This is a genomic window from Streptomyces sp. 2-1 (assembly GCF_048564895.1).
Taxonomy (GTDB): Bacteria; Actinomycetota; Actinomycetes; order Streptomycetales; family Streptomycetaceae; genus Streptomyces; species Streptomyces phaeochromogenes.
Map to the genome: position 1 here is coordinate 4,967,438 of NZ_CP183383.1, position 13,055 is coordinate 4,980,492.

The window sequence follows — 13,055 nt, forward strand, 5'->3', positions numbered from 1 at the left end:
GCTTTCGCACGGCGGGCGGCTCGTAGGGGGCCGCGCCCCGCACCCAGAACACAACCTCCGCCCGGGCTACTCGCTCCTCAACGCGGCAAGCTGCTGCTCGAACGGAACCACCTCGAAGCCGCCATCACGCACGAGCTCCACCCCGCCCTGCGTCGGCAGCGAAACCGGCACCGACCCGGACCGCCAGGCCGCCAGGCCGTTCATCAGCCCCGCCAGCTCCCCCGCGGCCCGATCGATCCGCTCGACGAGCCCCTCGGCGCCCCAGTCCTCCGAGGCCGCGTACACCCCGGTGGGCACGACCACGGCCCGCAGATACGAGAACAGCGGCCGCAACGCGTGCTCCAGGACCAGCGAATGACGGGCCGACCCCCCGGTCGCCGCGACCAGCACGGGCTTCCCGGTGAGCGTGTCCGGGTCCAGCACGTCGAAGAAGGACTTGAACAGACCGCTGTACGAGGCGGAGAACACCGGCGTGACGACGATCAGCCCGTCCGCCGACGCCACCGCGTCCAGGGCGGCGCCCAGCGCCGTCCCCGGAAAGCCGGTGGTGAAGTTGTGCGCGATCTCGACCGCGAGGTCGCGCAGCTCCACCACCTGGACGTCCGCCGAGGTGCGCTCGGCGGTCGCGTTGGCCAGCCGGTCACCCAGCAGCCGCGTGGACGACGGAACACTCAGCCCCGCGGAAACGACGACGAGCTTCATGACGAGGTCACCTCCTTGCCGGCGGCGTCGGCGTCGGCCACGGCCGCCGCGGCGACACGGGACGCGTGCGTGGGCGCATCCGGCACCCCGGCCGGACGCCGCTTCGCGAACTCCTCACGCAGCACGGGCACGACCTCCTCGCCCAGCATGTCGATCTGCTCCAGCACGGACTTCAGCGGCAGCCCGGCATGGTCCACCAGGAACAGCTGACGCTGGTAGTCACCTGCGTACTCCCGGAAGCCCAGCGTCTTCTCGATGACCTGCTCCGGAGAGCCGACCGTCAGCGGGGTCTGCTGGGTGAAGTCCTCAAGGGAGGGCCCGTGCCCGTACACCGGCGCGTTGTCGAAGTACGGCCGGAACTCCCGGACCGCGTCCTGCGAGTTCCTGCGCATGAAGATCTGGCCGCCGAGCCCGACGATCGCCTGCTCCGCCGTGCCGTGCCCGTAGTGCGCGTACCGCGACCGGTACAGCTCGACCATCCGCTTGGTGTGGTCGGCCGGCCAGAAGATGTTGTTGTGGAAGAAACCGTCGCCGTAGTACGCGGCCTGCTCGGCGATCTCGGGCGAGCGGATCGAGCCGTGCCAGACGAACGGCGGCACGCCGTCCAGCGGCCGGGGCGTCGAGGTGAACGACTGCAGCGGCGTACGGAACTTGCCCTCCCAGTCGACGACTTCCTCACGCCACAGCCGGTAGAGCAGCGCGTAGTTCTCGACGGCGAGGTTGATGCCCTGCCTGATGTCCTTCCCGAACCAGGGGTAGACAGGACCGGTGTTGCCGCGCCCCATCATCAGGTCCACTCGCCCGTCCGCCAGATGCTGGAGCATCGCGAAGTCCTCGGCGATCTTCACCGGGTCGTTGGTGGTGATGAGGGTGGTGGAGGTGGAGAGGATGAGCTTCTCGGTGCGCGCGGCGATCCAGCCGAGCATGGTCGTCGGCGACGACGGCACGAACGGCGGGTTGTGGTGCTCGCCGGTCGCGAAGACATCGAGCCCGACCTCCTCGGCCTTCTGCGCGATGGCGACCATGGCCTTGATCCGCTCGTGCTCGGACGGCGCGCGACCCGTGGTGGGGTCCGGCGTGACGTCACCGACGCTGAAGATCCCGAACTGCATGGCTGCCTCATCCTCCACAGGTTGTTTACGATTCAACTATACCCGCCAACGATGGCCCCCGCCGGGCTATTCCCAGCCTCCGGCACCCCGAGTGCCGTGGCATCCCCGGGCCCGGGCATCCCTGCGCCTACGGGGTCCCTCCCCGCTGTCAGTGCCCCGTCCTACCATCCCGATATGGCCGCCCCACGCCGTGACGCACACCACGACACCGACCGCGACACCGACAGCAGCAGCGACCGCGACGACCGCGACACGAGAGGCATCGTCGACGCCGCGGAGTTCCTCGCGCATGTGGACTTCCGCCGCCCCGAGCCCGCCGAGCCCCTCCGCCGTCACGTGGAGCACTACTGGCTGATCGACTGGGACCTCCCCGAGCCGTACGTCTCCCACGTGGTCCCGCACCCCGCGGTCCACGTCGTCTTCCAGCAGTTCGAGGGCCAGGACCCCTTCGTCGAGGTCGCGGGCATCCAGCTCGGGCTCTTCACGCAGAAGCTGGAGGGGCGGGGCAGGGTGTGCGGCATCAAGTTCCGGCCGGGCGCCTTCCACCCCTTCGCACCGCGGCACCCGGTGTCCGACTGGACGGGCAGGCGCCTGCCCCTGACGGAGGTCCTCCCCGCGGCCCGGGACGACCTCGACGCCGTCCTGACCCCGCCCGACGAGAGCGCCCGCGTCTCAGCGCTCGACACGTTCCTGCTGGGCCTCGCCCCGGCCCCCGACCCCCGCGCCGACCTGGCGAGGGACCTGGTCGAAACCATCCGCACCGACCGCACGATCCGCCGCGTCACCGACTTCGCCCGCGCCCAGGGCATGACGGTACGAGCGATGCAGCGCCTCTTCTCCACCTACGTCGGCGTGGGCCCCAAGTGGATCATCCTCCGCTACCGAATCCACGAGGCCCTGGAGCACGCCGAATCCACCCCCTCCACCGACTGGGCCACCCTCGCAGCAGACCTCGGCTACGCAGACCAGGCCCACCTGATCCGCGACTTCACAGCAACGGTGGGGGTACCCCCGACGGCGTACGCCCAGAACACCCACTGAGGGCGGGGGGGGCCGTGAGCCCCTTTAGCGACGCGGGGGTCGCCAGCCCCTTCGGTGGCACAGGGGGCCATGAGCCCCATTAGGGGCGCGGGGAACTGCGCAATCTTTTAGGGGCGCGGGAAACTGCGCGACCAGCACCCCACCCACCCGCACCAACACGTACCCACACGCACCCACCCGCGCGCCACCTAGAACACATACGTATCCCCGGTGTCCAGCACCAACACCTCCTGCCGGTCGTTGTGATGGTTGCGATCCACCGCACCGCCGCCCCACACCGTGTCGATGCCCAGCGTCACCTCCGAGGGCGCCCCCCTCAGCCGTACGGCCATGGTGATCGTCTCCCCCCACCCGTCCGCGGGCAGCGCCCCCGTCCGGCACATCACCGTCCGCACCTCCGTCCGCGCGCACCCGGCCGGCAGCCCCTGCTCGTCCGCGAGCGGCACCGACCACCGCAGCCGTACGGTCGCCTCCGCGATGCCGGAGGGGCCGTGGTTCTGCGGGGTCATCCGCAGGTCCACACGCCCGCCGGTCATCACCAGGTGCCCGTGATAGGCGAGATCGGCCTCGGGCGCCGCGGCCGGAGCCGCGTCCACCACCGGTGCCGCCGTGGCAGCCGAAGAGGCCAGGGCCACCAAGACAGCCGCACCCAGCCCACAAAGAATCCGCATGTGTCATGTCCTCCGCGTCGACCCGCATGTCTCCGTACGTCGACGGATGTATGCCACCTGGGCCGCACGACAGGCGCCGCCCATCAGGTGAGGTGAGACGGCGGCTGGGTGGTGGAGCCGGGAGCGAGCCGCGGAGGACCCTTCAGGCGGGTGGCTCGTCGGGCAGCAGCCCCAGCTGCCCCAGGAAGTCCATCTGGTCGAAGTAGAGCCGGTAACTGGCGATCCGGCCGTCCGCGTCGACGGTCGCGAGGTCGACTCCGCGGACCCTGATCTCCTTCTGCGTGGCCGGCAGCGACTCCCCGGAGGGCAGCACCAGTGGCCCCGTGTTCCTGCCACTGAAGAAACCCTCGTCGACGGCGGTGTCACCGATCTCGTACGAGTACACCGTCTCGAACGTCGCCTCCGGGACCGCCTCCGTCATGTGCCGCCAGTACTCGACGATGTTGTCGCGCCCATGGATCTCTCCCTCGTCGGGCGTGACGGCGACCGCGTCCGCCGCGTAGAGCTCGGCGATGACCTTGAGATCCTGGTTCGTCGTCAGTGCTTCCGTGAGCCGGTCCATGACCTCACGTGCCTGTCCCATGATCCACCTCCTGCGCAGGGGATCACCCACCTCGATTTTCCCACCGCACCCGGCCCAGCGCACCAGGTCACCCACCGGCCGAACACCCCGCCCGCCTATCCTGGCCGATGAAGCAATCGACCGTACGAGCGAGCGGCGGTCCCGCACCACGGCCGCGCCCGCCCCCTCCCCCGAGGAGCAGCCCATGACCGCCGCCGCATCCGCCGCGCCCGCCGCCGCCTCCCGCATCGCCGTCGTCACCGGCGCGAGCAGCGGAATCGGCGCCGCGACGGCCAGGCAGCTGGCGGCAGCGGGCTACCGCGTCGTCCTCACCGCTCGCCGCAAGGACCGTATCGAGGCGCTCGCGGAGGAGATCGGCGCGGCGGGCGGCCAGGCGACGGCGTACGCGCTGGACGTCACGGACCGCGCGGCGGTCGACGAGTTCGCGACGGCCTTCAAGAAGATCGGCGTCCTGATCAACAACGCGGGCGGCGCGCTCGGGGCCGACCCTGTCGCGTCCGGCGACCCGGCCGAATGGCGCCAGATGTACGAGACGAACGTCATCGGCACGCTGAACATCACCCAGGCGCTGCTCCCCGCGCTGACCGCGAGCGGCGACGGCACCGTGGTCGTCGTCTCCTCGACCGCCGGACACGGCACGTACGAGGGCGGTGCGGGCTATGTGGCCGCCAAGCACGGCGAGCACGTCCTGGCCGAGACGCTCCGACTGGAGATCGTCGGGACCCCGGTCCGCGTCATCGAGATCGCCCCCGGCATGGTCAAGACGGACGAGTTCGCCCTGACCCGCTTCGGCGGCGACACGGAGAAGGCCTCGAAGGTCTACGCCGGCGTCGCGGAGCCCCTGACCGCCGACGACGTCGCCGACACCATCACCTGGACGGTCACCCGCCCCTCCCACGTCAACATCGACCTCCTCGTCGTACGCCCCCGCGCCCAGGCCTCCAACACAAAGGTCCACAGGGAGCTGTGATGCCGGACGCCGACAACCCGGCCCAGAACCCACCCGCCACGGACCCACTCGCCCGGGCCCAGGAACAACGCCGCCTGGCCCAGGAAAAGAAGGACGAACGCTACGTCTGGTGGTACCTCGCGTACTTCCTCTTCGGCATCCACCTGGTGGCGTTCGTGATGATCTACGCGGTGATGCACGCGAAGTAGTGCGGTCAGGTCGGTCTCATGACCGCCATCCCGCCTGCAGAACCTGGTAGTCGACCACGAAGATCCCTTCCTCCCTGAGGAGTTCACGGGCTTCGGCCGAGACGAGAAACTCGTGGTCGCTCTGCCGGACCCGCCACCCGTCGGGCTCGACGGCCCGCGACTGCGCGTCCCCCAGCCCCGGATGCACGGCCCACTCGCTCAGCCCGGCCGGAAGCTCCCGCAACAGCCGCGCGTACCGCTCCGCCTTGCCGTCGAGGGGCAGCGAAAAGCTGTCGAGGAAGTCATGGTCGACAACGGGCAGCCCGCGCACTCGCTGCCGCCCGGCCTCACCCCAGACCCGCACGGCAAGCCCGTACTCCCCGGCCAGGGCCACGGTCAGCTCGAAAATATCGTCGCGCCCGCCATCGAGCAGGCAATGCCAGTCAAGATGGGTCGGCTCCAGCCCGGCCGCGACCACAGTCTCGACCTGAGCCCGGAACTCCACCTCGACGTCCTCGATCCGAGCCCGCGCCATCAACTCGGCACGCCGCTCGGGCGTATGGAGCTCCCCGTCCTCATCAACCAAGGACGCCACATCCGCCCTCGGCGCGACGGGCCCCCGCCCACTCCGTGCCCCCGCCTCGCACACCAGCGAGAGATGCACCCCGAACGACACCTCGGGCCGCTCCCGCAACAGCCGCATGGCCTCTTCGGCCCCGCCGCAGGGCACCATCAAGCTGCACGAAGCCGCTATCCCACTCTCGATCGCCTCGACAACGGCGGCATTGACCCCACGCCGCATCCCGAAGTCATCACAATTGACAATGAGGACACGGGCATCAGCGGGGAAACCCAATAACTCACTGGCCAGCAATGGCAGTTCCCTTCGGCGAAATGAAAAAGGGGCCCGGGCCGACAACAGCCCGGGCCCCACTTGCAGTTCAGCCCTTCACGCACACCACCTGCTTCAGCTTCGCGACGACCTCCACGAGGTCGCGCTGCTGGTCGATGACCTGCTCGATCGGCTTGTACGCGCTCGGGATCTCGTCCACGACGCCGGAGTCCTTGCGGCACTCCACACCCTGCGTCTGCTCCTCCAGGTCCTTTGTCGAGAAGCGACGCTTGGCGGCGTTACGGCTCATGCGCCGGCCCGCCCCGTGCGAGGCCGAGTTGAACGCCTTCTCGTTGCCGAGACCCTTCACGATGTACGAACCCGTGCCCATCGAGCCCGGGATGATCCCGTACTCGCCGGAGCCCGCGCGGATCGCGCCCTTGCGGGTGACCAGCAGGTCCATGCCCTCGTACCGCTCCTCGGCCACGTAGTTGTGGTGCGCGCTGATCTCCGGCTCGAAGGTCGGCTTCGCCTTCTTGAACTCCTTGCGGACCACGTCCTTCAGGAGCGCCATCATGAGCGTGCGGTTGTACTTCGCGTACTCCTGCGCCCAGAACAGATCGTTGCGGTACGCCGCCATCTGCGGGGTGTCCGCGATGAATACGGCGAGGTCGCGGTCGACCAGACCCTGGTTGTGCGAGAGCTTCTGGGCAATACCTATGTGATGCTCGGCCAGTTCCTTGCCGATGTTCCGGGAACCGGAGTGCAGCATCAACCAAACAGAACCGGTCGTATCCGTGCACACCTCGACGAAGTGATTCCCGGATCCGAGCGTTCCCATCTGCTTCGTGGCCCGTTCCTGTCGGAATTTGACCGCCTCGGCCACACCGTCGAACCGCCCCCAGAAGTCGTCCCACCCCGCCGTGGCCAGCCCGTGGAACCCACCAGGATCCACCGGGCTGTCATGCATCCCCCGCCCCACCGGAATGGCCTGCTCGACCTTCGACCGCAGCCGGGAAAGGTCCCCGGGCAGGTCATTGGCCGTCAGGGACGTCCTGACCGCCGACATCCCGCACCCGATGTCGACCCCGACCGCCGCAGGACACACGGCCCCCTGCATGGCGATCACGGAACCGACCGTCGCACCCTTGCCGAAGTGGACGTCCGGCATGACGGCGAGGCCCTTGATCCAGGGGAGCGTCGAGACGTTGCGGAGTTGCTGCATCGCGACGTCCTCGACCGACGCCGGGTCCGCCCACATGCGGATCGGAACCTTCGCGCCCGGCACTTCCACGTACGACATCTCATCCTCATTCCCCCGAAAAACAAACAGAAGTCACAAATCGCAAAACCGGCACCAAGGTCAACGTTTGGGACAACGGACCGGCGTCCACGGCAGTGCGTGCGATACACATTGTCTCCAGGGGCCGCCCCCGCGCGGCAACTGAATAACCAACGCATAACCACAGGACACCCCGGTCGCGCGCCCAGCGCGGCGACCCGTCGAGAGGAGCCCCACCGTGCAGCGGAAGGCGTACGTACCCGGCGTCGCCGCGCTCCTCGCGGTGCTGCTGGCCGGCTGCACCGGTGGATCGGGCAACGACGACGGCACGACCGACCCGAAGCCGGGCGAGTCGGCCACGACGGCGACCGCGGCCCAGCCCGGCAAGTACCGCACGCTCCCCGAGCCGTGCGCCGCGGTGTCGCACGGCACGCTGGACTCGCTGCTGCCCGGCATCAAGCAGGTCACGGACGAGGAGCAGCGCGAGAAGGCGTACGAGGGCACGGCGACGCAGACGTACGACACGGACCGCAAGGTCGGCTGCCGTTGGAAGGCGCAGTCGACCGGGGCGACGGATCACCTGCTGGTGGACTTCGAGCGCGTGGTCTCGTACGACAACGCGGTCAGCGACGACGACCGCGCGACGGACATCTATTTGAAGAGCGAGACGGCGGCGGACCTTCCGGAGCCGGTCGCCTCGTCGGAGTCGTCGGAGTCCTCGGAGTCGCCTGATTCATCCGAGTCGCCCGAATCGTCCTCGGGAGGAAGCGGATCCCCCTCGGACGACTCCGGTTCAGGCTCCGGTTCCGGTGCGAGCTCCAGCGCATCGGAGTCCGGCAGCGGCGACGAGAGCAGCTCCGCCACGCCCTCCGACGACTCCACCCCCACCGCCCTCCAGCCCCGCACGCTCGACGACCTGGGCGACGAGGCGTTCCTGGACGACGCGCTGAGCAGCTCCCGGCAGCGCACGGTGACTGTGGTGTTCCGCACGTCCAACGTGGTCGTGACGATCCAGTACGACGAGCAGCCGGCGACCACGACCGACGTCCCGAGCAGCAAGGACATGCAGGACAGAGCGCGGAAACTGGCTAGTCAGCTCGCCGGGACGTTCAACGACTAGGGGCTCCCGGGAGGGGTTTCGGGCTGGACGGAACCCGAGTCACCCGTGTCCCGTTCGGCGTACCGTTGCCCCTCGGACCCGACCGAGTGCGGCCGGCCGAAGGACGCGGCCGTTCGCACGCACACCCGAGCGTCTACGAGTGAAGGAACCATGCACCGACCCGCACAGCGCCAGCGTCAGCGACTCACCCGCATCCTTGTCGGCGCGGCCGCCGTCCCGATGATGCTCGTCGCCTCCGGCTGCTCCTCGGACTCCGGCGACGGCTCCGGCGACGACGCGAAGAAGGACTCCGGCGCCTCGGCGTCGTCGTCCGCGACGGAGGCCGGTTCGGTGGTGAAGGAGGCCGCGTACGCGAAGCTTCCCGAGCCCTGCAAGGTGTTCTCGTCGAAGACGCTGAAGGAAATGGTCCCGAAGGGCACCAAGTCCAGCAAGGAGGGCAATTCGGGCGACACGGCGACGCGCGGCAGCTGCTCCTGGAACAGCCTGGACAACAACGGCGTGGACGGTTCGCAGTTCCGCTGGCTGAACGTGTCACTGCTGCGTTTCGAGTCGGACGCGACCCGCGGTACGGGCGAGAAGCTGGCCTCTGAGTACTTCACCAAGCACGCCGAGGACGCGCGTTCGGTCGAGGGTGCGAAGGACACCAAGTCGCAGCCGCTGACCGGGATGGGCAACGAGGCGACGCTGGTGACGTACGACCTGAAGAAGAAGGAAGGCACCTTCAAGCAGCAGACGGTCGTGACGCGGGTCGAGAACGTCGTCGTGACGGTCGACTACAACGGCGCGGGTCTGGCGGGCGACAAGGCCCCGAAGGTGGCCGACCTGACGAAGGCGGCGGAGAAGGCCGCCAAGGAGGCCGTGGAGGCGGTCCGGACGGCGAACGGGGTCGGCGGCGGCTCCTCGGCCGGTGGCGGCACGGCGCCGAGCAAGAGCCCCAGCCCGAGCAAGAGCGCGAGCAAGAGCGCCGGCCAGGGTTCGGATCTCGGCAAGGACTCGGGCACGAGCACGAGCAAGAGCCCGAGCAAGTCGGCCACGAAGAAGGACTGACGGCGGACTGACGGCGGTTCCGGAAATCCGGCCGCCGCCCAACTCGCGGCCGGACCAGGACATTTGCACCGGCCCGGCCTCCGTGGGGGCCGGGCCGGTGCCGGACTGCGCACCCGGACCCCGTACACATGTGCCACTCTGTTGCGCGCAACAGGTCGTCATGGGAGGGGAGTACGGGTGTCCGCGCCTATGCAGCTCACGAAGACGCACCGGATTCTCATCGGGGTGGTCGTCTTCGGAGCCGTCGTCATCGCCGGGATCGGCTTCGCCGGTTCGTACGCGGCGGTGCGCGAACTCGCCCTCCAGAAGGGCTTCGGGAAGTTCAGCTACGTCTTCCCGATCGGTATCGACGCGGGAATATGTGTCCTGCTCGCGCTCGATCTGCTCCTGACCTGGATCAGGATCCCGTTCCCGCTGCTGCGCCAGACGGCGTGGCTGCTGACGGCGGCGACGATCGCGTTCAACGGCGCGGCCGCCTGGCCGGACCCGCTGGGTGTCGGGATGCACGGTGTGATCCCGATCCTGTTCGTGGTCTCTGTGGAGGCGGCGCGGCACGCGATCGGCCGGATCGCGGACATCACGGCCGACAAGCACATGGAGGGCGTGCGCCTCACCCGCTGGCTGCTGTCCCCGCTGCCCACGTTCCTGCTGTGGCGCCGGATGAAGCTGTGGGAGCTGCGCTCCTACGAGCAGGTCATCAAGCTGGAGCAGGAGCGGCTCGTCTACCAGGCCCGGCTGCGTTCGCGCTTCGGCCGTTCCTGGCGCCGCAAGGCGCCGGTCGAGTCCCTGATGCCGCTGCGGCTGGCGCGTTACGGCGTGCCCCTGGCGGAGACGGCCCCCTCGGGTCTGGCCGCGGCGGGCATCGAGCCCGCGCTGCTGCCTCCGGCGCCGCAGCCCGCCCTGGAGCCCGTCAACGCGGCTCCGGGCCTTCCCGCCTCCGAGACCGCGCCCGCCGTGCAGAACGACGCGGCCCAAGCCCGGACGCAGCGTCCCGCTCCGGTGGGCGACGAGCCCCCCGAGCAGCCGGAGTACGACGAGCCGCAGAATCAGTGGCTGCACGCCCGGGACCCCCAGGCCATCGCGTACCAGGGCGGCTACGACCCGACGTACGACCCGGACGCCGCGTACACCGAGTGGTACGGGGACCAGCAGCAGGCCGAACAGTTCGAGGACCGGCAGCAGTTCGAGAACCGGCGGCAGTTCGAGGAGCAGCAGCGGTTCCAGGACCCGCGGCAGTTCGAGGAGCAGCAGCGGTTCGAGGACCCGCGGCAGTTCGAGCAGGAGGCGTTCCCGCAGCAGTTCGAGGAGCCGCCGGCTCCCGCCCCGGAGCCCTCTCCGGAGGACACCGGTACCTTCCCGATCCCGGCGGGACCGGGCCGTACCCGTGAGATGGGGGCGGGCGGCGGCACGGAGCCGACCGAGGAGGACTACTACCTGGTCTTCAAGAAGTCGATAGACGGCAGCTACCCGACCTCGGGCCAGTTCAGGGGTGACGTGGAGGCGACGTACGGCACGATGCTCCCGCAGCGCGAGGCCGACCGTATGGTCAACCGCTTCACCAACCGCCACACGGCGGAGCTGCAGGAAGACCACATCGCGTAGAACCCGGTGCGGATACGTGGAGGGGGCGCCCGGAGATCTCCGGGCGCCCCCTCCACGTACAGACACATACGACCGTGCGGCGGCCCGACGGCCGCCGGGCCTCCTACTCCCCGAGCAGCTTCCTCACCCGCTCCTGGCCCACCGCGAGGAGGAGGGTGGGCAGGCGCGGGCCGGTGTCGCGGCCGACCAGCAGGTGGTAGAGCAGGGCGAAGAAGGTGCGCTGGGCGACCTTGATCTCCGCCGGGAGTTCCTTGGGCGTGGCGTCGGCGGAGAAGCCGGCCTGGACCTTCGGGACTCCGTACACAAGGTGTGTGAGTCCGTCGAGCGACCAGTGCGAGTCGAGGCCGTCGAGGAGGAGCCGCAGTGAGGCGCGGCCCTGGTCGTCGAGGGACTTGATGAGCTCGGTGTCGGCTTCCTTGCGGACGACGGTGCGCTGGTCGGCGGGGACCTGGGTGTTGATCCAGGCCTCGGCCCGATCGAGCCGCGGCCGGACCTCGTCGAGGGACGAGAGCGGGTCGGCGGGGTCGAGTTCGCTGAGGATGCGCAGGGTCTGGTCCTCGGCGCCGGCGGTGATGTCGGCGACGGAGGCGAGCGTGCGGTACGGCATCGGGCGGGGCGTCTTCGGGAGCTCGCCGACGGCGGTGCCGACAGCGCGCGAGTGCGCGGCGACGTCCGCCGGAAGCGCGGAGCCGTCGGCGACCTTGCCCTCCAGCTTGTCCCACTCGTCGTAGAGCCGCTGGATCTCCTGGTCGAAGGCGATCTTGAAGGACTGGTTGGGGCGGCGGCGGGCGTAGAGCCAGCGGAGGATCTGCGGCTCCATGATCTTCAGCGCGTCACCGGGGGTGGGCACGCCTCCCTTGGAGGAGGACATCTTCGCCATGCCGGAGATGCCCACGAAGGCGTACATCGGCCCGATGGGCTGCTTGCCGCCGAAGATGCTCCCGACGATCTGTCCACCGACCTGGAAGCTGGACCCGGGCGAGGAGTGGTCGACGCCGGAGGGCTCGAAGACGACGCCCTCGTACGCCCAGCGCATCGGCCAGTCGACCTTCCAGACCAGCTTGCCGCGGTTGAACTCGCTGAGCCGCACGGTCTCCGAGAAGTCGCACGCGGTGCAGGTGTACGTCAGCTCGGTGGTGTCGTCGTCGTAGGCCGTGACGGTGGTGAGGTCCTTGCCGCAGTCGCCGCAGTAGGGCTTGTACGGGAAGTACCCGGCGGAGCCGGTGCCGTCGTCGTCCGCGGCCGCGCCCGAACCCTCGGCGGCTTCGAGCTCGGCCTCGTCGAGGGGCTTCTGCGACTGCTTCTTGGCGGGGGCCTTCTTCGTCCGGTACTGATCAAGAATCGCGTCGATGTCCCCCCGGTGCTTCATCGCGTGCAGGATCTGCTCGCGATACGTGCCGGAGGTGTACTGCTCGGTCTGGCTGATGCCGTCGAACTCGACGCCCAGCTCGCCGAGTGCCTCGACCATGGCGGCCTTGAAGTGCTCGGCCCAGCTCGGGTACGGGGAGCCCTTGGGGGCGGGGACGGCGGTGAGCGGCCTGCCGATGTGCTCACCCCAGGAGTCGTCGACACCGGCAACACCGTTCGGCACCTTCCGGTACCGGTCGTAGTCGTCCCAGGAGATGAGGTGCCTGACCTCGTGGCCCCGGCGGCGGATCTCGTCGGCGACGAGGTGCGGGGTCATGACCTCCCGGAGGTTCCCGAGGTGGATGGGACCGGACGGGGACAGTCCGGACGCGACGACGACCGGTTTGCCCGGGGCCCGACGCTCCGACTCCTCGATGACCTCATCCGCGTAACGGGAGACCCAGTCGGTGGTCTCGGTGCTCTGAGCCACGATCGGCACGTCCTTCTTTCCTCAGGAGGTGTCTTTGGCCGGCGGTACGGTTCGCACGGCTGACCGTCCCATTCTCCCAGCTAGGCCCG

General features: G+C 69.4%; 13 protein-coding genes. 6 read left to right on the forward strand and 7 right to left on the reverse strand.

Features of this window, described 5'->3' with window-relative positions; genetic code table 11:
• Window positions 1-66: 66 nt before the first annotated feature.
• Together ACN20J_RS21860 and ACN20J_RS21865 are read right to left on the reverse strand one after the other, a co-directional pair.
• Window positions 67-702, reverse strand: coding sequence for an FMN reductase (locus ACN20J_RS21860; RefSeq protein ID WP_419666577.1), 636 nt, complete (start codon window positions 700-702; stop codon window positions 67-69).
• Complete coding sequence (locus ACN20J_RS21865) at window positions 699-1,814, reverse strand: LLM class flavin-dependent oxidoreductase (RefSeq protein ID WP_361903755.1); 1,116 nt, start codon at window positions 1,812-1,814, stop codon at window positions 699-701. The genes ACN20J_RS21860 and ACN20J_RS21865 overlap by 4 nt, the downstream gene beginning before the upstream one ends.
• Before the next feature lie 174 nt (window positions 1,815-1,988).
• On the opposite strand from ACN20J_RS21865, the gene ACN20J_RS21870 reads away from it, so the two are divergent.
• Window positions 1,989-2,855 carry a helix-turn-helix domain-containing protein gene (locus ACN20J_RS21870; protein ID WP_419666578.1) on the forward strand — a complete coding sequence of 289 codons (867 nt, stop codon included), beginning with the start codon at window positions 1,989-1,991 and terminating at the stop codon, window positions 2,853-2,855.
• Between the two features lie 188 nt (window positions 2,856-3,043).
• Here ACN20J_RS21870 and ACN20J_RS21875 read toward each other — a convergent pair whose 3' ends face one another.
• Both ACN20J_RS21875 and ACN20J_RS21880 read right to left on the reverse strand, forming a co-directional pair.
• Complete coding sequence (locus ACN20J_RS21875; RefSeq protein ID WP_419666579.1) at window positions 3,044-3,526, reverse strand: hypothetical protein; 483 nt, start codon at window positions 3,524-3,526, stop codon at window positions 3,044-3,046.
• Window positions 3,527-3,668: 142 nt separating this feature from the next.
• Window positions 3,669-4,109, reverse strand: a complete 441-nt coding sequence (locus tag ACN20J_RS21880; RefSeq protein WP_189844903.1) for an ester cyclase — start codon at window positions 4,107-4,109, stop codon at window positions 3,669-3,671.
• A gap of 184 nt (window positions 4,110-4,293) precedes the next feature.
• Between ACN20J_RS21880 and ACN20J_RS21885 the strand changes: the two genes are divergently transcribed.
• Together ACN20J_RS21885 and ACN20J_RS21890 are read left to right on the forward strand one after the other, a co-directional pair.
• A complete protein-coding gene (locus ACN20J_RS21885; protein WP_190230951.1) occupies window positions 4,294-5,079 on the forward strand; it encodes an SDR family NAD(P)-dependent oxidoreductase in 786 nt (261 codons plus the stop codon).
• Window positions 5,079-5,267 (forward strand): hypothetical protein, encoded by a 189-nt coding sequence (locus ACN20J_RS21890; protein ID WP_190230950.1) that lies wholly within the window; start codon window positions 5,079-5,081, stop codon window positions 5,265-5,267. Before ACN20J_RS21885 ends, ACN20J_RS21890 begins: the two co-directional genes overlap by 1 nt.
• Before the next feature lie 16 nt (window positions 5,268-5,283).
• On the opposite strand, the gene ACN20J_RS21895 is transcribed toward ACN20J_RS21890, so the two are convergent.
• Window positions 5,284-6,120 carry a ChbG/HpnK family deacetylase gene (locus ACN20J_RS21895; RefSeq protein WP_419666580.1) on the reverse strand — a complete coding sequence of 279 codons (837 nt, stop codon included), beginning with the start codon at window positions 6,118-6,120 and terminating at the stop codon, window positions 5,284-5,286.
• Window positions 6,121-6,187: 67 nt separating this feature from the next.
• Window positions 6,188-7,381: an RtcB family protein gene (locus ACN20J_RS21900; protein ID WP_189844906.1), complete on the reverse strand. Its 1,194-nt coding sequence runs from the start codon at window positions 7,379-7,381 to the stop codon at window positions 6,188-6,190.
• Window positions 7,382-7,598: 217 nt separating this feature from the next.
• On the opposite strand from ACN20J_RS21900, the gene ACN20J_RS21905 reads away from it, so the two are divergent.
• From ACN20J_RS21905 to ACN20J_RS21915, 3 genes are all read left to right on the forward strand, one after another.
• On the forward strand, window positions 7,599-8,480 hold the full coding sequence (locus tag ACN20J_RS21905) for a DUF3558 domain-containing protein (RefSeq protein ID WP_419666581.1): 882 nt from the start codon (window positions 7,599-7,601) through the stop codon (window positions 8,478-8,480).
• A 150-nt stretch (window positions 8,481-8,630) separates the two neighbouring features.
• Window positions 8,631-9,527 (forward strand): DUF3558 family protein, encoded by an 897-nt coding sequence (locus tag ACN20J_RS21910; RefSeq protein WP_189844908.1) that lies wholly within the window; start codon window positions 8,631-8,633, stop codon window positions 9,525-9,527.
• A 189-nt stretch (window positions 9,528-9,716) separates the two neighbouring features.
• Window positions 9,717-11,129 (forward strand): DUF2637 domain-containing protein, encoded by a 1,413-nt coding sequence (locus tag ACN20J_RS21915; RefSeq protein ID WP_419666582.1) that lies wholly within the window; start codon window positions 9,717-9,719, stop codon window positions 11,127-11,129.
• A gap of 103 nt (window positions 11,130-11,232) precedes the next feature.
• Here the strand turns inward: ACN20J_RS21915 and lysS are convergent, their stop codons facing one another.
• A complete protein-coding gene (lysS, locus tag ACN20J_RS21920) occupies window positions 11,233-12,975 on the reverse strand; it encodes a lysine--tRNA ligase (RefSeq protein WP_362309271.1) in 1,743 nt (580 codons plus the stop codon).
• Window positions 12,976-13,055 lie beyond the last annotated feature (80 nt).

What these genes read in the sequence shown, in the direction of transcription:
- ACN20J_RS21880 (WP_189844903.1), bottom strand. Translation starts at nt 4,109, where the DNA reads ATGGGACAGGCACGTGAGGTCATGGACCGGCTCACGGAAGCACTGACG.
- ACN20J_RS21910 (WP_189844908.1), top strand. Translation starts at nt 8,631, where the DNA reads ATGCACCGACCCGCACAGCGCCAGCGTCAGCGACTCACCCGCATCCTT.
- ACN20J_RS21885 (WP_190230951.1), top strand. Translation starts at nt 4,294, where the DNA reads ATGACCGCCGCCGCATCCGCCGCGCCCGCCGCCGCCTCCCGCATCGCC.
- ACN20J_RS21875 (WP_419666579.1), bottom strand. Translation starts at nt 3,526, where the DNA reads ATGCGGATTCTTTGTGGGCTGGGTGCGGCTGTCTTGGTGGCCCTGGCC.
- ACN20J_RS21915 (WP_419666582.1), top strand. Translation starts at nt 9,717, where the DNA reads ATGCAGCTCACGAAGACGCACCGGATTCTCATCGGGGTGGTCGTCTTC.
- ACN20J_RS21870 (WP_419666578.1), top strand. Translation starts at nt 1,989, where the DNA reads ATGGCCGCCCCACGCCGTGACGCACACCACGACACCGACCGCGACACC.
- ACN20J_RS21865 (WP_361903755.1), bottom strand. Translation starts at nt 1,814, where the DNA reads ATGCAGTTCGGGATCTTCAGCGTCGGTGACGTCACGCCGGACCCCACC.
- ACN20J_RS21890 (WP_190230950.1), top strand. Translation starts at nt 5,079, where the DNA reads ATGCCGGACGCCGACAACCCGGCCCAGAACCCACCCGCCACGGACCCA.
- ACN20J_RS21900 (WP_189844906.1), bottom strand. Translation starts at nt 7,381, where the DNA reads ATGTCGTACGTGGAAGTGCCGGGCGCGAAGGTTCCGATCCGCATGTGG.
- ACN20J_RS21860 (WP_419666577.1), bottom strand. Translation starts at nt 702, where the DNA reads ATGAAGCTCGTCGTCGTTTCCGCGGGGCTGAGTGTTCCGTCGTCCACG.